20 protein-coding genes are annotated in these 21,432 nt (G+C 56.4%); 2 read left to right on the top strand and 18 right to left on the bottom strand.

The features are described 5' to 3' along the window. Positions 1-34: 34 nt before the first annotated feature. From bamA to mfd, 10 genes are all read right to left on the bottom strand, one after another. Entirely contained in the window at positions 35-2,467 is a 2,433-nt protein-coding gene (gene bamA, locus IOB61_RS02435) for an outer membrane protein assembly factor BamA (RefSeq protein ID WP_290811648.1), read from the bottom strand. A gap of 90 nt (positions 2,468-2,557) precedes the next feature. After that, the gene (locus tag IOB61_RS02430; RefSeq protein ID WP_290811645.1) at positions 2,558-3,757 is read right to left on the bottom strand and encodes an RIP metalloprotease; all 1,200 of its coding nucleotides are present in this window, start codon (positions 3,755-3,757) and stop codon (positions 2,558-2,560) included. A 41-nt stretch (positions 3,758-3,798) separates the two neighbouring features. Then, positions 3,799-5,001 (bottom strand): 1-deoxy-D-xylulose-5-phosphate reductoisomerase, encoded by a 1,203-nt coding sequence (gene dxr / locus IOB61_RS02425; protein WP_367272792.1) that lies wholly within the window; start codon positions 4,999-5,001, stop codon positions 3,799-3,801. A gap of 2 nt (positions 5,002-5,003) precedes the next feature. Then, the gene (locus tag IOB61_RS02420) at positions 5,004-5,855 is read right to left on the bottom strand and encodes a phosphatidate cytidylyltransferase (RefSeq protein WP_290811639.1); all 852 of its coding nucleotides are present in this window, start codon (positions 5,853-5,855) and stop codon (positions 5,004-5,006) included. A gap of 2 nt (positions 5,856-5,857) precedes the next feature. Then, on the bottom strand, positions 5,858-6,628 hold the full coding sequence (uppS, locus tag IOB61_RS02415) for a polyprenyl diphosphate synthase (RefSeq protein ID WP_290811636.1): 771 nt from the start codon (positions 6,626-6,628) through the stop codon (positions 5,858-5,860). 1 nt (position 6,629) lies between these two features. Next, the gene (gene frr / locus IOB61_RS02410) at positions 6,630-7,187 is read right to left on the bottom strand and encodes a ribosome recycling factor (protein WP_290811632.1); all 558 of its coding nucleotides are present in this window, start codon (positions 7,185-7,187) and stop codon (positions 6,630-6,632) included. 3 nt (positions 7,188-7,190) lie between these two features. Next, the gene (gene pyrH / locus IOB61_RS02405) at positions 7,191-7,928 is read right to left on the bottom strand and encodes a UMP kinase (protein ID WP_290811629.1); all 738 of its coding nucleotides are present in this window, start codon (positions 7,926-7,928) and stop codon (positions 7,191-7,193) included. Positions 7,929-8,118: 190 nt separating this feature from the next. Further along, positions 8,119-9,042, bottom strand: coding sequence for a translation elongation factor Ts (gene tsf / locus IOB61_RS02400; protein ID WP_290811626.1), 924 nt, complete (start codon positions 9,040-9,042; stop codon positions 8,119-8,121). A 72-nt stretch (positions 9,043-9,114) separates the two neighbouring features. Beyond that, positions 9,115-9,930 (bottom strand): 30S ribosomal protein S2, encoded by an 816-nt coding sequence (gene rpsB, locus IOB61_RS02395; protein ID WP_290811623.1) that lies wholly within the window; start codon positions 9,928-9,930, stop codon positions 9,115-9,117. Between the two features lie 234 nt (positions 9,931-10,164). Beyond that, positions 10,165-13,632, bottom strand: coding sequence for a transcription-repair coupling factor (gene mfd, locus IOB61_RS02390; protein WP_290811620.1), 3,468 nt, complete (start codon positions 13,630-13,632; stop codon positions 10,165-10,167). A gap of 212 nt (positions 13,633-13,844) precedes the next feature. Between mfd and IOB61_RS02385 the strand changes: the two genes are divergently transcribed. Continuing rightward, complete coding sequence (locus IOB61_RS02385; RefSeq protein ID WP_290811617.1) at positions 13,845-15,326, top strand: PAS domain-containing methyl-accepting chemotaxis protein; 1,482 nt, start codon at positions 13,845-13,847, stop codon at positions 15,324-15,326. Between the two features lie 7 nt (positions 15,327-15,333). Here the strand turns inward: IOB61_RS02385 and IOB61_RS02380 are convergent, their stop codons facing one another. The 5 genes from IOB61_RS02380 to IOB61_RS02360 all read right to left on the bottom strand — a co-directional run bounded on the left by IOB61_RS02380 (position 15,334) and on the right by IOB61_RS02360 (position 18,114). Further along, the gene (locus tag IOB61_RS02380) at positions 15,334-15,711 is read right to left on the bottom strand and encodes a VOC family protein (protein ID WP_085339866.1); all 378 of its coding nucleotides are present in this window, start codon (positions 15,709-15,711) and stop codon (positions 15,334-15,336) included. Between the two features lie 128 nt (positions 15,712-15,839). Next, on the bottom strand, positions 15,840-16,292 hold the full coding sequence (locus IOB61_RS02375) for a hypothetical protein (protein WP_290811612.1): 453 nt from the start codon (positions 16,290-16,292) through the stop codon (positions 15,840-15,842). Between the two features lie 219 nt (positions 16,293-16,511). After that, positions 16,512-16,964: a hypothetical protein gene (locus IOB61_RS02370; protein ID WP_290811608.1), complete on the bottom strand. Its 453-nt coding sequence runs from the start codon at positions 16,962-16,964 to the stop codon at positions 16,512-16,514. A gap of 154 nt (positions 16,965-17,118) precedes the next feature. After that, positions 17,119-17,775, bottom strand: a complete 657-nt coding sequence (locus tag IOB61_RS02365; protein WP_290811605.1) for a hemolysin III family protein — start codon at positions 17,773-17,775, stop codon at positions 17,119-17,121. A gap of 57 nt (positions 17,776-17,832) precedes the next feature. Beyond that, entirely contained in the window at positions 17,833-18,114 is a 282-nt protein-coding gene (locus IOB61_RS02360) for a succinate dehydrogenase assembly factor 2 (RefSeq protein ID WP_290811602.1), read from the bottom strand. 152 nt (positions 18,115-18,266) lie between these two features. On the opposite strand from IOB61_RS02360, the gene IOB61_RS02355 reads away from it, so the two are divergent. Beyond that, positions 18,267-19,067 (top strand): SDR family oxidoreductase, encoded by an 801-nt coding sequence (locus tag IOB61_RS02355; RefSeq protein WP_290811600.1) that lies wholly within the window; start codon positions 18,267-18,269, stop codon positions 19,065-19,067. A gap of 76 nt (positions 19,068-19,143) precedes the next feature. Here IOB61_RS02355 and IOB61_RS02350 read toward each other — a convergent pair whose 3' ends face one another. From IOB61_RS02350 to IOB61_RS02340, 3 genes are all read right to left on the bottom strand, one after another. Continuing rightward, a complete protein-coding gene (locus IOB61_RS02350) occupies positions 19,144-19,731 on the bottom strand; it encodes a cell wall hydrolase (RefSeq protein ID WP_290811597.1) in 588 nt (195 codons plus the stop codon). Between the two features lie 269 nt (positions 19,732-20,000). Then, complete coding sequence (locus tag IOB61_RS02345; RefSeq protein WP_290811594.1) at positions 20,001-20,798, bottom strand: DUF1330 domain-containing protein; 798 nt, start codon at positions 20,796-20,798, stop codon at positions 20,001-20,003. A 328-nt stretch (positions 20,799-21,126) separates the two neighbouring features. Next, a partial coding sequence (locus IOB61_RS02340) for a hypothetical protein (RefSeq protein WP_290811591.1) occupies positions 21,127-21,432 on the bottom strand: 306 nt, incomplete at its 5' end.

Below are 21,432 nucleotides of genomic sequence, written 5' to 3'. Positions count from 1 at the left end.
GATGTTTCTCCTGGAAAATTGTGGGCAGATCGCCCTAGAAATTGGTCGCGGTCGAGAACCGGAAGGTTTCAGCCTTGTCGTAATCCTGCTTCAAGAAGGGATTTGAGAAGTCAAACCGAACAGGGCCAAATGGGGAAACCCAGTTGACAGACAAGCCTGCAGAAGCGCGCAAGGCCAAGCCATCTCGGGTGTTTTGATAGGTGCCGTAATTAATGTCACCCTTGACCTTGTCGATTGGATCAAGGCCGCCCAGCGTGCCAACATCTAAGAAGAGCGCCGCTGAAATGCCGTAAGATTCAGGCAGAGGTGTCGGAACGGTCAATTCAAACGAAGCGATGCCATAGGTTTTGCCACCCAAAGCGTCGCCATAAACGGTTCTCACAGTTTGCGACAAACCATTAGGTTGGGTTGAATCAGGATCACGCACCGAGAAGACTGTCCGTGGGCCAATCCCGGCAATTTCAAAGCCACGGAAGCTTTGGCCGCCTTTGAAGAAGCGGTCGTTGACGCGGATAGTGTCGCCATCCCATCCGGCAATATGGCCTGCATTCAACGTGGCACTGGCGCGCCAGCCCGGGAATAGCCCGCGATAAATGCCGCCTTGGAACTCTGTCCGGTGGTATTTCACCCCCGTGCCAACGCCAGCAAAATCCTGGCTCAGCGAGATATCAAAGCCGCGCGTTGGGCGGCGCGGATCGTTGCGACGATCCCAGTTAAACGAATAGCCCGCCAGCGAAGTGGTGGTCTTGCCCAGCGAGCGACAGAGCGCGCTGGCATCCAATAACGGCGTCCCATCCGCATTGAAGCAGGATACTGACGGGATTTCGTTGGTGTCATTGCGATAGGTGTAACGGAAGCCCAAGCTACGATCTTCGGCCAGCGGGAACCCGCCGCGCAAACCAAAACCGGTCGAATTGGTCAAGAAGCCCGCCTCGCGCAGATAATCTTGCTCGACCGAGAAGATGTCGATACCGGCGGCAATATTGCGCCCCATAAAGCGCGGTTCGGTGAAGCGGATATCGATGTTCTTCGTGCGCGAACTGGTTTCAACCCGGAAGCGCAAGAACTGGCCCCGCCCGCGCAAGTTACGCTGCGAGATCGATACCGCGAAATTATAGGCTTCTTGCGAGGCATAGCCGACCGAAAAGGCCAATTCGCCGGTTGCTTGTTCTTCAACCTTCACTTCCACAACGGTTCGGTCGGGCAACGAGCCTGGCTTTTCTTCAATTTCGACTTCTTTGAAGAAGCCAAGCGCCTTCACGCGGTTCTTCGAGCGGTCGATCAGAACGCGGTTAAAGGCATCGCCTTCGGCCAAACGCAATTCACGGCGAATGACTTGGTCCAAGGTGGCGGTGTTACCAATGACATCGATGCGCTCCACATAGACGCGTGGGCCTTCATCAACGTCAAAAACAATATTGACCTTGCGGTTGTCGCGATCGGCGGTCTCGCGTGGGCGGACGTCCACGAAGGCATAACCGGAAGAACCTGCGGCAAAGGTGATCGATTCAATCGCCTTCTCTACCAGATCACGCTCAAACATCGCCCCACTGCGGATGGGAATGAAGGCGCGCAGCACATCCCCACTCAGCTTCGAGTTCTTGGTGTTTACCGTGATGTCGCCAAAGGTATATTTCGGCCCCTCTTCCACCGCATAGGTAACGAAGAAGTCCTTTTGATCGGGCGTCAATTCAGCCACCGCTGATTTCACACGGAAATCATAGTGACCTTCATTGAGATAGAATTTACGCAATTGTTCGCGATCATATTCCAATTTGTCTGGATCATAATTGTCTTTGCTGGAGAAAAAGCGCCACCACTCAGACTCTTGGGTCACAACCACGCTCTTGAGTCGCGAGTCGGAAAAAGCCTGATTGCCAATGAAATTGACCTTGCGAATGCCCGTTGTGCGTCCTTCATTGATCTCAAAGATCAAATCGACACGGTTGGACGGCAGGACCTTGATCTTCGGCACAATATTGGCCGCAAACTTGCCTGACCGGCGATAGACTTCCTGCATGCGGCGAATATCAGCCTGCACGCGGTTTTGCGTGAACCACGAACGCGGCTTGATCTGCACTTCTTTCTCAAGCTTGTCCTTGGTAACCGCACTATTGCCTTCAAACAGGACTTGGTTGACGGTTGGGTTTTCCGCCACTTTCACAACCAAGGTCTGGCCGCGCTGTTCAAATTCGACATTGGCGAAAAAGCCAGTCGCAAACAGCGTCTTCAAAGCAATGTCGATCCGCTCGGGGCTGAATGGCTCGCCGGGCTGGATGGCGACATAGGCCAGAACGGTAGCCGTCTCGATGCGCTGATTGCCTTCTACAGCCACACTCGTGATGATCTGCGGGGCCGCAGCTTCGCTGCCATCACCAGCCTGTTGGGCAAAGGCCATAGGGCCATAGCAAGCGTTCACTGCCAGTGCAGCAACCCCGCCAATCAGCAGACGTTTAATTGATGCCATAAAGGAGCCCGTTAAACCTTGTTGTACGCGTGCCATGCAGGTCACGCCCGAGTTTCAGAAGTGGTGGATAGACAATTTGGCACAGCAATCCTAGCCCGCAGCGACAAAGCCTTTCAGCACATTGAATAAACCAGTCCTTTCGAGATCTTGGAAAGTCGCAAAAACGAATAAACTCAAGATACAAACAAGACCAACTTGGAAGCTGATCGCCTGCACTTTCTCAGGGATTGGTTTACCACGAATAGCCTCAGCCGCATAAAATACCAAGTGCCCACCATCGAGAACCGGCAAAGGCAGAAGATTCATGAAGCCAACGGCAATCGAAAGAACAGCGGCAAGGCGTACCAAACCGATACCAACTGATTCGGCGACTTGCACCGCACTGGCGTCGGGGCCTGCGCTTTCAACCGAGTTTTCCGTGACTTTGCCCGCAATCTGATAGATGCCCAAAGGTCCATTCAAATGGCCGGCAGACATGCCCCCCCGCAACAGCGCGGTGATAAAATTCACCTGCGTGCTGATGATCGCCCCTGTCTGCTCACCACCGCGCACGATGGCTTCAAACGGATTATAGGTGCGATGTTCGATGGTTTCCTTGCTGAAGCGGGTCTCGATACCCAAAAGGCCTTGGGTTTCAGTGTCGCCAAAGGGTGTCTTTTTCTCAACGATTTTGGGGGTGACATTGATCGGCACTTCCGCCCCATCGCGCTTCAACACAAGGCGCATTTCCTTGCCACCTGAAACCATAATGGCCGTCTGAAGCTCAACAAAATCGTCAACCTTACTGCCATTGATCTCAACAACTTCATCGCCAGCCTTGATCCCAGCAGCGGCAGCGGCACCATCTGGCAGGACGTTTGAGATGACCGGCCGCTGAACTGTCTCGCCAAACATGGCAAAGAAGACGGCAAAGACCGCAATGGAAAATGCAAAGTTGAACGCAGGCCCTGCCGCAGTAACAGCTGCCCGAACGCCTACAGGCTGGGCATGAAAAAGGCCGCTACTTTTATCGGCTTTAGCTTGGGTAAAGTCTGGTTGGGAGGCGGCGTCCTTATCGCCTTCAAATTTGACATAGCCGCCCAGGGGCAGTGCGCCAATGCGCCACCGAACGCCCACTTTCGACGTCCAAGCGATCAATTCCGGGCCAAAGCCAATCGAAAAGGATTCCACCTTGACCTTGAACCAGCGCGCAACTTGGTAATGCCCATATTCATGAACGAAAACCACAATGCTCAAGACCACCACAAAGGAGGCCAAGCTGACTGCTATGCCGCTAATATTTTCCCACATCCTACCAAGAACTCCGGCCTAGAAGACGCTGCCGCACCGGCCTAGGCCGAGACGAACTTACGCTTCGCAATGTTTTGAGTGGCAATGCTACGGCCCGCCTCATCAGCAGCATAGACATCATCCAAGTCTCCCAAAGCAGCATCCATGCCAAGGCGGCAGGCTTCTTCCATGGTTTCCGACACGATTGCGGCAATTTCTGGAAAGGAAACATTACGATCCAGAAAGGCTTGCACAGCCACTTCATTAGACGCGTTTAAAATCGTGGGTGCAGCGCCTTTTTTCTGCAGCGCGCAGCGGGCAAGGTTGAGCGCAGGAAATCTTTCTAAATCAGGTAGTTCAAAGTCTAACTTCGCAATAGTTGCTAAGTCTAAACGCGGGGCCGAGGTCACCAAACGCGCCGGCCAGGCCAGTGCATGGGCAATCGGAATGCGCATATCCGCTGCACCTAATTGTGCTAAAACACTGCCATCTTCATACGCCACTAAGCTGTGGATAACCGATTGCGGGTGAACCAGCACATCAATCTTGTTTTCCGGCATCCCAAAAAGAAGCGCGGCCTCGATCAGTTCGAGGCCTTTGTTCATCAAAGTGGCACTATCAACCGAAATTTTCTGTCCCATGGACCAATTGGGATGGGCAACTGCCTGCTCGGGTGTGGCAGCCGCAATGGCAGCTGCGCTCCACGTCCGAAACGGGCCACCCGAAGCGGTGAGAATCAGTTTTTCGACCCGGTCGGATTGGTCCAAGACTTGGAAGATCGCATTATGCTCGCTATCGACCGGCAAGATCCGCGCCCCACCGTCCTGCACCGCCTTCAAAAAGACAGAGCCTGCGCAGACCAAGCATTCCTTATTAGCTAGGGCAATCGTGGCCCCCCGTTTGGCTGCGGCAAGGGCTGGGGCAAGGCCTGCCGCCCCCACAATAGCGGCCATCACGATATCGGCTGGGCGGGCAGCGGCTTCGACCAAGGCCTCAGGCCCCAGCCCGATGGCAACGCCTTTTCCGGCCAAGGCGGCTTCAAGCTGTGGGCCAAAGCGCACATCGCCCAAGGCGACATAGTTGGCCCCAGTCGCAAGGGCCTGTTCAGCCAAACCAGCCCAATCGCGATTGGCCGTCAGGGCGATCACGCGATACGCCTCGTCTTGGCCCGCAGCACGCGCCCGCGCATTGGCTTCCATCACTACGTCTAGCGTAGCTTGGCCGACGGAGCCTGTGGCCCCCAAAATAGTCAAAGATTTCGTCATGTTCATGTCAGCATAGCGCGCAAACCGGGAATAACCAGCAAAATGGCCACAAAGGCCAAAGCTGCGGCTAAATGCCCATCCAGCCGGTCCAACACACCGCCATGGCCGGGGATAACGCCCGACGCATCCTTTACGCCATAATAGCGTTTAGCCAGCGATTCTAAGAGGTCGCCGCCTTGTGAGACCACCGCTAATAGCCAGCCGACCAGCGCCCAAGCCAGCGGGTCTGTGCCCGACAACCAGCCATAGAGCGCGCCTGCCAAAATACCGGCAGCCGTCCCCCCCAGCGAGCCAGACCAGGTTTTATTGGGGCTGATGATTGGGAAAAGCTTCGGGCCGCCGACGACGCGCCCAACCAGATAAGCCATCGAATCGGTGGACCACACAATGGCAAACAAGCCAAACATCAGGCTGCGGCCCACCTCGTCTTGGCCACGGAGGCCCGCCAATGCCCAGCCCGACAAGGCAAGGTAGATGGAGCCTGCCATCGCAAGATAGCCAAATTCGCGCGGGGAACGCACCAAGGTCAAAAAGAAGCCCAGCGCTGCTAAGGCCTCATAGGCGCGAGGTAAAAGTACAAAGCAAAGGCCGCAGACCGCCGCGATCAGGGCACGCGGCACCAGATCAACCGCTTTAGGGGCAATCATGCGGCCCCATTCAAAAGCCAAGGCGGCCATGATGGTGGCGGCCAACAGCGCCCAGCCAATTCCGCCGATCCAAGCCCCGGTAAGGCTTAGAACCACCATAACAACCGCCGAAACAAAGCGAACCCGAAGGTCTGCCCCCAATTTATTGGCCGCTAGGCCAATGGAGAAGGCAGATTGCTTGGGGTCATGGTCCGGCGTGGGGTCCAAGGTCACACGCCCCCGTAGCGACGGTTTCGTTTGGCAAAGACTTGAAGGGCTTCTTCCAATTGCGGTCGGCCAAAATCGGGCCAAAGCGTATCGAAGACGAGGAATTCCGCATAGGCTGATTGCCAAATCAGGAAGTTAGACAAGCGCTGTTCACCGCTGGTGCGGATCACCAAGTCTGGATTGGGCCAGTCGCGGCTGGGCAAGAATTGCGCGATCGTGTCGGGTCCAATGGTCTCGGGATCAATCAGGCCTGCGGCAGCTTGACGGGCGATCTCTTGGGTCGCGCGCGCGATTTCTGCTTGGCCGCCATAATTAAAGGCAATGACCAAGGTCATGATCGTATTGCCTTCAGTTTGCTTTTCCGCCTGATCCATCAGGGTCAGAATATCGGCTGGCACGCCCTCACGCTCGCCCAGAACCCGGATGCGCACCCCTGCCCGATCCAGACGCGTCAAGTCTGAGCGGATGAAGCCGCGCAGCAAGCCAAATAGGGCCTCAATCTCATCGGGTGGTCTGCGCCAATTTTCGGTCGAAAACGCATAAACGGTCAGGACCTCAATCCCGAGGTCACCGGCTGCTTCTACCGTATTGCGCAGGGCTTGTACGCCCGCTGAATGGCCAAAGGCGCGCGGCATGCCCCGGGCGGTCGCCCAGCGGCCATTGCCATCCATGATGATGGCGATATGGCGCGGACGCGCATCTGCCTCCCCCCCCGTCCGGGGTGACAGCTGATGAGCGGCCTTTGCGGCCCAGTCGGCGAGCGCCCCGGCCATCCTAGACTTGCATAATCTCGTCTTCCTTCGTCTTCATGGTCTGGTCGACCTGCTTGACGAAGGAGTCAGTGGCTTCTTGGACTTGGGCAGACAGCTTCTTCAACTGATCTTCGCTGATCTCGCCGTCCTTCTCGGACTTTTTCAATTGCTCCATCGCGTCGCGACGGACGTTGCGAATGGCCACGCGGGCGGCTTCGGCATATTTGCCCGACAATTTCACCAGTTCACGGCGGCGCTCTTCGTTTAGCGGTGGAATGGGAACCCGCAAGGTCATGCCGTCGACGACCGGATTGAGGCCGATGCCGGCATTGCGAATAGCCTTATCGACCACGTTCACCATGGACTTTTCCCAGACGGTCACGGTCAACAAACGCGGCTCTGGCGAAGAAATCGCCCCAACTTGGTTCAAGGGCACCATGGCACCATAGGATTCCACCATCACGGGTTCCAACAAATTGACGTTGGCCCGGCCGGTTCGTAAGCCTTGAAAATCGCTTTTCAAAGCCGTTATCGCGCCTTCCATTCGGCGCTTGGTGTCTTGGAGATCAAAGGTCGGCATGGTTCAGTTGTCCGTTATGACGGTGCAGACTCCGGTGCCCGCAAGCACCTCGGCCAAGCGCCCGGGTTGACGAATATTGAAAACGATAATGGGGATGTTGCTGTCGCGCATCATGGAAACAGCAGAAGCATCCATCACTTTGAGGTTTTTGGCCAAGACATCTGTGTAGGACAGCTTGTCATAGCGGGTCGCGGTGGGATCGGTCTTGGGGTCTGCGGTATAGACACCGTCCACACCTGTGCCTTTCAACAAGGCATCGCAGCCCATTTCAGCCGCGCGCAAAGCCGCCCCCGAATCTGTGGTGAAGAAGGGGCTGCCAACGCCTGCGGCAAAAATCACAATGCGGCCCTTTTCCATGTGCCGCATGGCCCGGCGGCGAATATAGGGCTCACACACGGTCTGCATGGGAATAGCTGATTGCACGCGGGTATGAACACCAATGCTCTCCAAAGCCCCTTGCAGCGCCAAAGCGTTCATGATGGTAGCCAACATGCCCATATAATCGGCTGTCGCCCGTTCCATCCCCTTGGCCGCGCCCGAGATGCCGCGGAAAATATTGCCACCCCCAATAACCAAGCACAATTCAATGCCAGAGTCGCGGGCAGCTTTGACGTCGCGCGCAAATCCAAGACAGGTTTCCTGATCAATCCCAAATTGACCATCGCCCATCAGCGCCTCACCGGAAATCTTCAACAAGATACGGCGGGGTTTCTGGTCTTTTGGCTTGGCTACTTCATTCATTTGGCTGCGTCTCCCAGCTTTCGGCAGGCCTTACCATGACTCGCCCGAAAGCATGCAGGCAGGTCTTCTGACAGACCAAGGGCGGCACGCCAAGCATGCCGCCCTGTTTCTTGTCAGCAAAGTGTCATCTTTCACTTTGCTCATCGCGCTCTATTCAGCAATCACGGCTAAAAGAGGAAGATTTTTGGGCTTAAGTGCCGCTCAAAGCGGCCACTTCTGCGGCGAAATCATCTTCTTTTTTCTCAACGCCATCACCCAGCTTGAACATAGCAAAGCCAGTGACTTCGGCGCTGATGCCAGCTGCTTTTGCGGTTTCAGCAACAAAAGCCGCAACCGTCTGATCTGGGTTCATGACGAAGGGCTGCTGCAACAGCACCACTTCTTCATAGAACTTGCGGATCCGGCCTTCGATCATGCGGGCAATCACGTCATCGGACTTGCCGCTTTCGCGGGCTTGTTCGGTCAGAACTTGACGCTCACGCTCAACCACGGCTGGGTCAAGATCGTCCGTCTTCAAGGACAGAGGCGCGGTCGCAGCAATGTGCATCGCAACCTTGCGGCCGATGTCATTGGCAACAGCAGCGTCACCTGCGGTTTCAACACCAACCAACACGCCAATGCGGCCCAAGCCGTCACCAGTTGCGGTGTGGATGTAAGAAGCCACAACACCTTGATTGACCGACACTTTTGCCATGCGGCGCAAGGTCATGTTCTCGCCAATCGTGGCGATCAGATTGGTCACAAAGTCATTGACAGTGCCTTCGCCGCTTGGCGCAGGGGCTGCACCCAAAGCTTCAATCGAGTCAAAGCCATGGGCCAGTTTGGTGATGCCGCTGACAGCTGCTTGGAATTGCTCGTTACGCGACACGAAGTCGGTTTCAGCATTCAGCTCGACCAACACGCCGGTGTTGCCCGAAACATAAACGCCAACCAGGCCTTCTGCAGCCGCACGGTCAGCTTTCTTTGCAGCCTTCGAAAGGCCCTTTGCACGCAACCAGTCAATCGATGCCTCGATGTCACCATTGTTTTCGGTCAGCGCTTTTTTGCAGTCCATCATGCCGACGCCGGTCTTCTCGCGAAGATCCTTGACGAGGGCAGCCGTAATCTCGGCCATAATCGCCTCCAGGGTAGAGTGTTTGTGGGGTCCGCCTTGGTCTGTGGTCAGCACAAACCAAGGCGGGAAATTTTAAGCTTCAAGAGGAGCTTCGACGTCGCCATCAACCGATTCTGCGACAGCTTCTTCGGTGACTTGAGCCAAAACAGGCTCAACTGGGTTTTCCATCGCACCCAAATCAACGCCAGCTGAAGATTGACCTTCAGCCAAGCCATCCAAAGCTGCATCTGCAATCAGGTCGCAGAACAATTGGATCGAACGCGCTGCGTCGTCATTGCCTGGGATTGGGAAATCGACTTCGTCGGGATCGCAATTGCTGTCGATCATCGCGGCAACCGGGATACCCAATTTCTTGGCTTCCTTTATCGCAATCGCTTCCTTGTTGGTGTCGATCACGAACATCAAGTCAGGAATCCCGCCCATGTCGCGAATCCCGCCGAGCGAACGCTCAAGCTTTTCATATTCGCGGGTCAGGTTCAGGATTTCTTTCTTGGTCAAACCTGCAGGTGCGTCGCCTTGCACAATGGCTTCAACTTCGCGCATGCGGGCAATCGACTTCGAAATCGTCTGCCAGTTGGTCAGCGTGCCACCCAGCCAACGGCTGTTGACATAATATTGGGCGCAGCGCTTGGCAGCAGCGGCCACAGGGTCGGATGCTTGACGCTTGGTGCCGACGAACAAAACGCGGCCGCCCTTTGCGGTCACGTCACGGACGCGCAGCAAAGCCTGGTGCAACAAAGGCACAGTTTGGCTCAGGTCAATGATGTGGATGTTGGCGCGCTCACCAAAGATGAAACGCTTCATCTTGGGGTTCCAACGGTGGGTCTGGTGACCAAAATGTGCGCCCGCTTCGAGCAATTGGCGCATGGTAAAATCTGGCACTGCCATGGTATTTCAATCCTTTTTCCGGCTAGCCTCCGCGAGCAGGAGCGGCCTCGGAATGAGAACCGCGCCGGATGGACGAACGACCCCCGCCCATCCCCAAAGGAATAAAAAAGGGTTCGCGCGCCGCGAGCCCGCGTGCGTGATGGCGGTCATGTAGGAGCAATGCCCTCAAAACTCAAGGCTTGTGGGCAGTTGGGGATGTGGGTGGGACTGTTGCAGACATGCAGCCCTCGCCCCTTACCCCATTTCAGCAGCCAAGAAAGCCGCAGCGCGGCGTGCGCCTTTGAGGCGTTGTTCCGGCGTAGACCAATCGCCATTGACCACCATCTTGCCATCGGGCCGCAAGCGGAAGAGCGCAGGCTGTTTCTGGACAGCGGCAACCAGCTTCATCGGGTCGGGTGCGGATTCTGGGCGGAAGGTCAGCACCGCTCCCTTTGGCCCGGCATCAAGCTTGGCGATATGGGCTTTGCGGCAGAGCGCTTTAACGCCTGCAATCTGAATCAATTGCCGGGCTTCTTCGGGCAATGGGCCAAAGCGGTCGGCCAATTCTGCGGCATAGCTGTCGCGGTCGGCATCGCTTTCAAGCTCGCTCAAGCGGCGATAGAGCGACAAGCGGACATTGAGGTCTGGCACATATTCTTCGGGGATCAGAACCGCGACCCCCAGATTGATGGCGGGCGACCACGACCGGGCAGAGACCACTTCGCCGCCATCTTGCAGGCTTGCGACCGCCTCTTCCAGCATTTGCTGATAAAGCTCGACGCCCACTTCGCGAATATTGCCCGATTGCTCTTCGCCCAGAAGGTTGCCGCCCCCGCGCATATCAAGATCGTGGCTGGCCAATTGGAAGCCCGCACCCAGACTGTCGAGTGATTGTAAGATTTTTAGCCGCTTCTCGGCGCTTGGCGTGATGGGCTTTTCGGCAGGCACCGTCAGATAGGCATAGGCACGGGTCTTGGACCGGCCGACCCTGCCCCGCAATTGATACATTTGGGCTAGGCCAAACATATCGGCCCGCCAGGTGATCAGCGTATTGGCGCGGGGAATATCAAGGCCGCTCTCCACAATCGTGGTGGAGATCAGCACATCATAGACGCCTTCATAAAAGGCCGTCACGATCGGCTCCATCTGGGTCGGGCTCATCTGACCATGCGCGACGGCATAGGTCATTTCGGGCACCATTTCCTTCATGAAGCGCTCAATATCTTCCAAATGCTCCACGCGCGGGGCAACGAAGAAGGCTTGGCCCCCGCGATATTTTTCGCGCAACAAGGCTTCGCGGATTGTAATCGGGTCCCATGGCGTCACATAGGTGCGCACGGCCAAACGGTCGACCGGTGGGGTCGCGATGATCGACATTTCGCGGATGCCGGCCAGCGACAATTGCAAGGTGCGCGGGATTGGCGTGGCCGAGAGCGTCAGCACATGGGTGTCGGTACGCAATTCTTTCAGCCGCTCTTTATGCTTCACGCCGAAATGCTGTTCTTCATCCACAATCACAAGGCCCAAATCGCGGATGGTCAGGTCTTTGGCAAAGACGGCATGGGTGCCGACCACAATGTCGATCTTGCCATCGGCGAGGTCTCGCTTGGTCTCTGCCGTTTCCTTTGCCCCCACCATGCGCGACAATTGCCGCACGCGGATCGGCCAGCCGCGGAAGCGCTCGCTAAAGGTCTTAAAATGCTGGCGCGAGAGCAACGTGGTTGGGCACACAACAGCAACTTGTCGCCCACTCATGGCAACCACAAAGGCTGTGCGAAGGGCGACTTCGGTTTTGCCAAAGCCCACATCGCCGCAAATCAGGCGGTCCATCGGATGGCCCGCGGCCAGATCGTTGAAGATGTCTTCCAAGGCCGACAATTGATCGTCGGTCTCATCCCACGGAAAGCGGGCGCAGAATTCGTCATAATCGCCAGAACTGGCCAGAATAGGCTCAGACACTTTAGCCGCGCGTGCTGCCGCGATTTTGATAAGCGCCTCAGCCATATCTTTCAGGCGCTGCTTGGCCTTGGCTTTGCGACCCTGCCATGCCACCCCACCCAATCTGTCTAACAGAGCGGTTGCATCTTCAGAACCATAGCGTGAGACAAGTTCGATATTCTCAACCGGCAGGAAGAGTTTATCGCCACCGGCATAGATAAGCTCGAGACAGTCGTGTGGCGCGCCTTGCACGTCCAAGGTCCGCAAACCTTCATACCGCCCAATGCCGTGGTCGATATGAACCACCAGATCGCCAGCAGACAGGCTTCCTGCTTCTAGAATGATGCTGGCAGCCTTTCGCCGCTTGCGGGCACGGCCCAAGCGCTCGCCCAAAATATCTTGTTCGGACAAGATGGCATAATCTTCGGCGACAAAACCGCGCTCCAGCGGCAGGACCGCCAGACCAATCGCGCCCTTGGGCATCAGCGCAATTGCATCGGCATTGGGCAGTGGGAATAAGGCTGCCATCCCATGTTCTTGCAACACATGGCCCAAACGCTCGGCAGAGCCATCGGTCCAAGCCGCCAGAATGGGTTTGATGCCTTGGGCAGCCAAAGCCTCGACGTGCTGGCGTGCCGCATCCCAGACATTGACGCCCTCGGTAGCGCGTTCGGCGGCAAAGTTGCGGCCGGCTTTGGCCCCACTTTCGATCAAGGCTTGGCCGCCTTCGGCCTCTTGATAGGCGCTGAGACGGCGCACATCGCGGCTGGCCAACAGGCCTTCCAGTTCAGATACGGTGGCATAAAGCCGCTCTGGCGGGAGCGGATTATAGGGGGCAGAACCCTTGGGCGGCGGGATGCGGCGCGCCTCGTAATAATCCATCACTTGGGCGGCGCGCTCGGTTGCGGCATCCATGGCATGGGGGTCAAGACTGATCAGGGCCTCAGGGCCCACATAATCTAGAACTGTCTCCATATGCTCATGAAACAAAGGCAGCCAGTGCTCCATGCCGTTGCGCCGCATGCGCTTGGTGACGGCTTCATAAAGCGGGTCGCCTTGGGCGGCGCCAAATAATTCCAAATAGCCCAGACGGAAGCGGCTGGCCGCAGCATCATCCAAAATGGCTTCAGATACCGGGGCCAGCACGACGCCTTGTAATTGGTGGGTAGAGCGCTGGGTCTCAGGGTCAAAGCTGCGAATGCTTTCCAGCGTATCGCCAAACAGGTCGAGGCGGACGGGCTCTGGCAGTTCTGGCGGGAAAAGGTCGATCACGCCACCGCGAATGGCAAAATCGCCCCGCTCGCGCACGGTTGCGGTGCGCACATAGCCGTTGGCGGCAAAATAGGCCTGAATAGCGCTGACATCGAGGATTTGGCCGGGCTTGGCCGAAAAAGAGGCCGCGCGCAGGCGGTCTCGTGGCGCGACGCGCTGCAGGAGTGCGGCACCGGTCGTCAATACCAAAAGGGGCGCATCACCCGCTTTGCGCCGGATCAAATGGGTCAGCGTGGAGAGGCGCGTCGCACTGATTTCCGGCGCTGGCCCCACCCGGTCATAGGGCAGACAATCCCAAGCTGGCAGACGCACCACCGAGAGGCTTGGCGCATAAAAGCGCACAGCAGCCAAAAAGCTTGAAGCTTGCGCATCATCGCGCGCCACATGCAGCGTTACCCCGCCGCGCAGCAAGGCCGCGCGCGCAATCAATCCCGCGTCATAGCCTTCAACGGCACCTGACACGCGCAAGGGGCCAACGGCGTTGGCGAGGGTTTCGACAAGAGAGATCGGCATGGGAGCTATGCTTTGCGGAGAATGGTCACGCGATATAGCGATCCCCTGCCCCCTTGGCGAGGGTCAGACTTCAGTCAGTCCGAGCCTGTGTCGGCACGTGCACCACCTCAGCCACCAAAAAGCTCACGAAAATGTGAGGCTTTAACCCGTCGTTTAGAGGCGTCTACTAGATTTGACGCCAGTAAGTGTCATGTAAGTCAAAGGCGCATGGGATGGCGTGGTTCCAAAATACAAGTGAAGATCAAGCAAAACTCATTGCGATCGATAAAGCCCAAGCAATCATTGAGTTCACGTTAGAAGGGACCATTCTTACCGCCAATGCCAATTTTCTCGCTGCCATGGGCTATCGGCTTGAGGAAATTAAAGGCCAACATCATTCCATGTTTGTAGAGCCGCATGAAAAGGCGAGCCAAGACTATCAAGATTTCTGGCGCGACTTGCGCTCTGGCACGACCCAGACCGCTGAGTATAAGCGCTTGGGTAAAGGGGGTAAGCCTGTCTGGATCCGTGCCACCTATTGCCCGATTATAGACAAAAGCGGCAGGCCGATCAAAGTCGTGAAATTTGCCTCAGATGTGACTGAGGAAAAAATGCGCTCTGCCAATTTCGAAGGCCAGATTGAGGCCATTCATCGCTCGCAAGCCGTCATCGAATTCACCCTCGATGGTATCATTTTGACGGCCAATGATAATTTCCTCAAAGCGCTGGGCTATGACCTAAAGGACATTGTCGGCAAACATCATGCGATCTTCATGCCCAAGGAAGATGCTGCCTCCGCGGCCTATCGCGACTTCTGGGCTGCTTTAGGTCGGGGTGAATTCCGCGCTGACCAATTTCGCCGCGTGAACAAACAGGGCGAAGATGTCTGGATTCAAGCCAGCTATAATGCTGTGCGCGATATCAAGGGCGTCCCCTACAAGGTGGTGAAGTTTGCAACCGACATCACCGAGCAAATCACCCAACAAAAACGACGCGCGCAAGCCCAAGTCCAAATCGATCAGGATTTGGAGAAAATCAGCGCTACCGTCGTCTCCGCCGCCCAGGTGGCCCAAGAAGCCGCACGGGCCTCTGATCAGACTTCGGTAAATGTGCAGGCCATGGCGGATGGTGCCATTCAGCTAACCCAATCTGTGCATGAGATCAGCACCCAAGTTCATGTGGCGCGCGATGTCTCCAGCCGGGCGGTCGAACAAGCCGAGCGCACCAGCGGCGTGGTTGCAGGCCTTTCAGCTGCTGCCCAACGCATCGGCGATGTGGTTCAATTGATCAATCAGATCGCCTCACAAACCAATTTGCTGGCCCTGAATGCCACGATTGAAGCCGCGCGCGCTGGCGAGGCGGGCCGTGGGTTTGCGGTTGTTGCCTCTGAAGTAAAGACCTTGGCCGAACAAACCTCGAAAGCGACCGAAGAAATCGCCACACAAGTTGGCTCGGTCCAAGGCTCTACCCGCGAGGCTGTCTCAGCCATTGCTGGAATCAGTCAAGTGATTGGGTCCATTAGCGAAGTCTCCACGGCGATTGCGGCTGCCATTGAAGAGCAAAGCGCCCTCACCGAGTCGATGTCGGCCAATATGGGCGTGGCCTCTGGCAGCGTTCAGGCGATCTCGGCGCGCATGTCCGAAATCGCCGATTCTGCTGAGCATATCCGCACCGCAACCGAGCAGGTCCGCCACACCTCGCGCCAGATCGCCTGACCAAGCCCTACATGCGGCTTGAGTAATAGACCGCGAGCTTATTGCCGTCCAAGTCACGGAAATAGGCAAAGTCGCCAAAGGCCCCACGCGGACCGGGCTTGCCTTCGCAAGAGCCACCCAATGCCAAGGCCTTGGCGTGTACGGCTGCGACTTGATCGGCGGACTCAACCTGAATCGCGATCATGGTGCCATTGCCAAAGGTCGCAGCTTCGCCATCATGGGGTTTGGTCACCATCAGCATGGCCCCTTCAGACAGGCGATAGATCAAGCCCTGAGACGTCGGCATCAAAGGCTTGCCGCCAATGTCAGCCAAAAGAGCGGTATAGAAGGCAGTCGCCTTATCAAAATCATTGGTGCCAACGCACAAATAACCGATTTTCGCCATGGTGTTTCTCCCTGTTATGGGCAGTGCTTGTGCGGCGCTTGGCTAGAAGCGTCAAGCCGCTGGCCGAAACAAATCGGGCTGCGGACGCGGTGCGTCCACAGCCCCTTGTTACAAGGCTGGTTGTGGCCTTATTTCAGAATAAGCTCTTGCAGCTCCATCGTGCCCAAGGTTTCGCGCAGCTTCTGGCGCTCTTGAACACCGACTTGGACGGAGCGATCATTTTCTTTCATATATGCGTCAAGCTTTTTGGAAAATGCCTCGCGTTGGGCAATCGGGGCATAATCCTTATACTCGATCAATAGGATAAGCGTTGGCTCACCTTCGCGCGCATTGTTGACGGCAAGCACGCGATAACTCAAAACCACGCCTTCCTTCTTGCTAAACTCTTGGATGGTTTTCCAACGACCGGCCAAATAGTCCATGTAGTTTTCAAATTGACCGGGCATAACTTTGACGCTGCTGGCCACAAACACAGACCCCGGCTTATAGCTCGACTCTTGCGCCATCGCCGGTGCGGCTGTGCCCAATGTTAAAGCTAATGCCATAGCTGCCCCCGCAGCGAAACGCGTGATTGTCTTCATCTCGTTTTCTCCAATTGACCTGTGCATCAGGGCTCTTCGCGAGCGTTTTTATCTAAAAGCAGCGTTGAGAGGCCTCACAAGGGGAGATCAAAAATGTTCTTACCCGTCAGAAACATTTTTGCAGCAAGCAGCCTAGTTCCGCGAAAACGGATGGCCCAAACAAATCGGGCTGTGAACGCGGTGCGTCCACAGCCCATTGGTACAAGACTGGTTGAGGCCTTATTTCAGGATGAGCTCTTGCAGCTCCATCGAGCCTTTTTGCTCGCGCATTTTGCGACGCGCGGCAGAGGCGGTCTCAGATGACCGGTCTGTTTGGGCCATATATTCGTTGAGCTTCTTGCCGATCGCCTCTTTCTGCGCATTGGTGGCATAGTCCTTATACTCGATCAACAAAACCAAGGTTGGTTCGCCTTCGCGGGCATTATTGATCGCCAAAACACGATAGCTCAGGACCACGCCTTCTTTCTTCAAAAACTCGTTTGATTTTTTCCAGCGATCCGACAAATAGTCCATATAGTTTTCAAATTCACCGGGCAGGACTTTGATATAACTGAGCTGAAAAACAGAACCGGGCTTGTAGCTCGACTCTTGCGCCATCGCCGGTGCGGCCGCTCCCATCGTCAAAGCTATAGCCAGAGCTGCCCCCGCAGCCAAACGCGTGATTATTTTCATCTCGTTTTCTCCAATCAACCTGTGCATCAGGGCTCATCATGAGCAGGTCCATCTAAGACCGCCGATAAGAGGGCTCACAAGGGGAGAGCAAAAATGTTCTGACTGGCTGGAAACACTTTTGCAGCAAACCGCTTCACAGCGGCCTTTGGGCAAGCTAATTGGCCCCAACCAGCACAACGCCCACTAAAATGGCCGCATAATGCAAGCCAGCTGCGGCCACGACATGGCCATGCCAAATCGCCCGGCGGAACTTAAGGCCTTTGGCTGCATAGAAAATCGTGCCGACAGAATAAACCACGCCCCCTGCCGCCAAGAGCCACATCGCCACAGGCGGCACTTCTTCCACCATGGGCTTAATCGCAATCACGACCATCCAGCCCAATGCCAGATAAAGCACAACCCAAATCGCCTTGCCGAGGCCTGGCAGAAACATCTTGCCCGCAATGCCCAATGCCGCCAAAGCCCACACCGCCGTGGTCATGCCGATAGACCAAGCCCCGGTTAGGGCTTGGGTGGTGAAAGGGGTATAGCTTGCAGCAATCATCAAAAAGATGCCCGCATGGTCGAGGCGGCGCAAAAACGGCTGCCAGCTGGGCTTGGCAAAATTATAGGCCAGCGAGAAAGCCAGCATCGCAATCAGGCCCAAGGCATAGATAGATACCGCTGCCACTTTGCCCAACATGCCATGGCTGACTGCAAGGCCTAGCGCCAAGCCACCACCAAACAAAGCCAAGGTTAGACCCGCGATATGGACAATCAAGTCCGCCCGGCGGGCCCATACACTGGGATAATGATCAAGATCGCTTGCCATAAATCTGTCTATACATGAGATTATGGCATTCGTAAGGGCGTTTACGGGCTTTGCCTGTCAACTTGTTTGACGGATGGTTTCAACGGTGAAGCTCAAGGCCTGCAGCTTGTCCATCACAGGGCCTTGGAATTTTTCTGGCACGGGGACTTGGCCGACAATCCAGTAATAAACATCCCAGTCGGCTTGATCGAGGAGCGCCTCAAACAGCGCCAAATCGGCTTCGCTTGCTTCTGCCAAATACTGGTCGGCAAAAGTCCCCATCAAGAAATCATGCTCGCGAAAGCCGCGTCGCCACGCGCGATAGCGCAATTGCTTGATCCACATGTCGCGGTCTTTCATGACATCTCTCCTGTCTGCACGCACATATAGCGCGGCAATCACAAACCAGCACACTTGACCGCAGTGCATTTGTGCCGTTCGGTAGGGTTTCTGCAGGTCTCCAGAGCAAGCGCTAAAATAAAGCGCATGAGATCAGACAGAAGGGAGAGGTTATGAGTGAAGCGCGCGGCCGAAAAACCATTTTTATAACTGGGGCTGGGTCCGGTATTGGCCGGGCAACGGCGCATCATTTTTCCCAGCGCGGCTGGTATTGCGGGCTCTATGACGTCAATGCCGCCGGCATTGCTGAAACCGCGGCCCATATGCCGGTTGATTCTTATTGCACCGGCGTGTTTGACGTGCGCGACCGCCACGGCTGGAGCAATGCGGTCAGCCAGTTTGGCGACGCCACGGGTGGGCGGATGCATGTCTTGTTCAATAATGCCGGGATCGGCAAGCACGGCTGGTATGAAGATGTCGCCCAAGATGATGCAGACCTCGTTGTCGATGTGAACTTAAAGGGCGTGATGAATGGCATTTATGCGGCTCTACCGCTGTTAGAGACCACGCCCGGGGCCCGCGTCATCAATACAGCCTCCACCGCGGGCCTTGTCGGCTCGCCGCGCCTTGCGGTCTATTCGGCCACCAAATTTGCCGTGCGTGGCTTAAGCGAGGCTTTGGATATTGAGTTCTCGCGCAAGAATATCCGCGTGATCGCGCTTTGCCCGTGGTTTGTCGACACACCCATCCTCGACATGGTCGAGACACAAGGGTCCAATTCGAAAGAACGCCCTGCCATGAAGGGCATTGAGATCTATCCCGTGGAAATGGCAGCCGCGCGGACGTGGGATGCCGTGCATGGCGATGATGTGATTGTTAAAGTCGGCAAGGCCGCCGACCGCGCGCATTTCTTCAGCCGCTTCTTGCCGAAATATCTCGCCAAACAATTGCGCAAATCGGTGCTGAACGGCTAGTCAAAACCAAAATGCCCTCGCTGGAAACAGCGAGGGCATTGGTTAGGTCTGAAGTTATCGGCAACTTCGTTTGGGTTTACCGCACAATCTGGCGGTAGAAGACATGGCCCCCAATGCTGGTGACGCGGCGATAGACGCGCGTCCAGCTGGGGTCGACAAATGTCGCGTGAAAATGGGTCGCACCGGGTGCTACACCGGGTCTCCATCCATCGACGACACGTTCAGCAATCTCATTGGCGCGTTGCCATTGTAGACCGCTTGGGGCGCGCCTTGCGCTGCACGCCCATGAAAATTGGCACGTCCGTCCGGAACGTTGATACACAACGCCACAGAAACTCTTCGGATATGCCTTTGAAGCCACCCGCGTTGCAACCACTTCAGCTACTGCTTCTTGGCCGCGACGGGGCTCACCCTTCGCTTCATAGTACACTGCCTCAGCCAGACACCGTATCTGACGCGCACGGTCGAGCTCGGCCGTGTTGCGCTTCGATTGCGGAGTACCCTGGGATTGGGTCGTGGTTATGTCGGCATCAACCTGGGCACTTTCCACCACAGGTTCTGCATGAGCGATCGTGCTGAGGCATACGATCAAACACACAGTCCCTAGGACGGTCGCAGCATCACGCGCGAGGGTCCTAGAGAGGCCGGTCTGTCCCGACTTCATGGGGCGCTTTTAGCCCGCCCCACCCGATTTCGCAAACGCAGCAACGCAGTCGCACCCTGTAACTTTCGCGAAATTGGGGAAAATTGGGTAAATTAAGTTAAGGGTTTTAGACGCTTACGCCAGCGTTGCAATTCCGCATAGGGGGGATGTCAGGCCGCTTTTGGGGCGGATCTGACCCATATTTGTGGTTAATCTTGCGACCAAATGCGACGGTTTTCTCCGTCAAAAAATGCCAAAATACCCCCGCTTTTGGCCCATTATGATTCGCCCTATTTGGGGGCTTCGCCTGTGGGTTTAGAGGCGGCGGCCGGTGGGGTTTGTGTTCGGGCGATCCCAGTTGCTGCGGCCACTGCACTGATACCTGCAAGGCCCCGCAAGCGCTTGGCCTCGGCTGCGTCGGCACTGGCCAGATAGGCGTCACGGGCGGCAAGGCTCGGCCAAGCGGCCACGACGACACGATCAAAAACGGTGTCGCCTTCCATCGGCGTGAACTGGCCGATACCAGCCGAATTAACCAATTGGCCGCCAGAACGTTTAACCCCGTCGATCAGGCTGGCTGCAGCACGCTCGGATGCCTCCAGCTCTTGAGGTCCTTTGCCGGTGGGTCCGGTCATGACCACTAAAAAACCAGCCCCCGCCCCTTCAAATGGCGTGGGCCCATCCCCTTCAATCGCCACCACGGTGAACACACCCGCATTGTCGCGCTTGCGAATGGCGGCCCGATAAGCTTCGCCCCACCAGAAGGCGTCGGCCCCGGCTCGGGTCGGAAATTTCGCAAAAATGAGCGAGCGGTCGGTCCATGGCCCTTCAAGCCAGGACACGCCGCGCCCCGGCGCACCTATGGCCAGATAATAGCCGTCAAGGCTTGCATAAATCGGCGGCAGAGACGCAGCATAGGCCCCAATCTTGGCGCGGTCTGTGGTCTTGCCCACAACAACCAGATAGCCCGGATTAGGTGCCGCTGTTGCTTGCGCGGCAGCAAGGCGGGGCGCAAAGCTGGTCATGGTGACCAAGCCGAATGCCACCAAGCTTGCCACGCGGGTAAACACCCCTGCCCGTTGCTTCATCTCCGCCAATCTCCCCTGCGTGCTCACATGGCTGTCGCCAATATGGGCGAATGGTATATTCTTTTGCCGCTTTGGAAAGCTCTGAACGCGGCTCGCCACCAAAGTTTTGTGAGACAAAACACCTGCCGCAAAGTCCCACGGGGTCCCCGCTCTTCGCTCACGCTTCGGCGGGGATGACATCGTTTTGCATGGGTCTAGATGGAAAAATCTTAAAGCGTTGTCATCCCCGATGGCGTCAGCCAATCGGGGACCTCCGAGCGCAAATGCGCTGAGGTCCCCGCTCTCCACTTCGTTCCGGCGGGGATGACATTGTTTTAGATGGTTTTGTCTAGACGCGTTTTGGTGATCCTTCCGGTTCACCAAAACGCAAACGAAATTGTTCTTGCGACCTCTGGGTAGTCAAGTGTCCGTTTTCTTGGAAAACGGATCGCTTGCGACGCAGCAAAGCTGCGCACTTGACGACCCAGATGTCGCGGCCATCCTCGATGATCCATTTTGGTGAAACAGCGTTTCCACCAAAATGGGTCCAGATGAAAACGACCCCTTCAGTCCCTTCGGGACAGCTTCCCCGCGAGCGGGGAAGCGGCAAGTGGCAGCAGTTGGGACACGCCGCTTCCCCATTCATGGGGAAGCT

This window comes from Aquidulcibacter sp. (genome assembly GCF_020253525.1).
Lineage (GTDB): Bacteria > Pseudomonadota > Alphaproteobacteria > Caulobacterales > Aquidulcibacteraceae > Aquidulcibacter.
Note: the sequence above shows the minus strand (reverse complement) of the source record. Positions and strands in the feature narration are given on the sequence as shown.

Excerpts from the sequence above, each read along its gene's own strand:
- bamA (WP_290811648.1), bottom strand. The coding sequence starts at position 2,467 with ATGGCATCAATTAAACGTCTGCTGATTGGCGGGGTTGCTGCACTGGCA.
- IOB61_RS02430 (WP_290811645.1), bottom strand. The coding sequence starts at position 3,757 with ATGTGGGAAAATATTAGCGGCATAGCAGTCAGCTTGGCCTCCTTTGTG.
- dxr (WP_367272792.1), bottom strand. The coding sequence starts at position 5,001 with ATGACGAAATCTTTGACTATTTTGGGGGCCACAGGCTCCGTCGGCCAA.
- uppS (WP_290811636.1), bottom strand. The coding sequence starts at position 6,628 with ATGGCCGGGGCGCTCGCCGACTGGGCCGCAAAGGCCGCTCATCAGCTG.
- frr (WP_290811632.1), bottom strand. The coding sequence starts at position 7,187 with ATGCCGACCTTTGATCTCCAAGACACCAAGCGCCGAATGGAAGGCGCG.
- pyrH (WP_290811629.1), bottom strand. The coding sequence starts at position 7,928 with ATGAATGAAGTAGCCAAGCCAAAAGACCAGAAACCCCGCCGTATCTTG.
- tsf (WP_290811626.1), bottom strand. The coding sequence starts at position 9,042 with ATGGCCGAGATTACGGCTGCCCTCGTCAAGGATCTTCGCGAGAAGACC.
- rpsB (WP_290811623.1), bottom strand. The coding sequence starts at position 9,930 with ATGGCAGTGCCAGATTTTACCATGCGCCAATTGCTCGAAGCGGGCGCA.
- mfd (WP_290811620.1), bottom strand. The coding sequence starts at position 13,632 with ATGCCGATCTCTCTTGTCGAAACCCTCGCCAACGCCGTTGGCCCCTTG.
- IOB61_RS02385 (WP_290811617.1), top strand. The coding sequence starts at position 13,845 with ATGGCGTGGTTCCAAAATACAAGTGAAGATCAAGCAAAACTCATTGCG.
- IOB61_RS02380 (WP_085339866.1), bottom strand. The coding sequence starts at position 15,711 with ATGGCGAAAATCGGTTATTTGTGCGTTGGCACCAATGATTTTGATAAG.
- IOB61_RS02375 (WP_290811612.1), bottom strand. The coding sequence starts at position 16,292 with ATGAAGACAATCACGCGTTTCGCTGCGGGGGCAGCTATGGCATTAGCT.
- IOB61_RS02370 (WP_290811608.1), bottom strand. The coding sequence starts at position 16,964 with ATGAAAATAATCACGCGTTTGGCTGCGGGGGCAGCTCTGGCTATAGCT.
- IOB61_RS02365 (WP_290811605.1), bottom strand. The coding sequence starts at position 17,775 with ATGGCAAGCGATCTTGATCATTATCCCAGTGTATGGGCCCGCCGGGCG.
- IOB61_RS02360 (WP_290811602.1), bottom strand. The coding sequence starts at position 18,114 with ATGAAAGACCGCGACATGTGGATCAAGCAATTGCGCTATCGCGCGTGG.
- IOB61_RS02355 (WP_290811600.1), top strand. The coding sequence starts at position 18,267 with ATGAGTGAAGCGCGCGGCCGAAAAACCATTTTTATAACTGGGGCTGGG.
- IOB61_RS02350 (WP_290811597.1), bottom strand. The coding sequence starts at position 19,731 with ATGAAGTCGGGACAGACCGGCCTCTCTAGGACCCTCGCGCGTGATGCT.
- IOB61_RS02345 (WP_290811594.1), bottom strand. The coding sequence starts at position 20,798 with ATGAAGCAACGGGCAGGGGTGTTTACCCGCGTGGCAAGCTTGGTGGCA.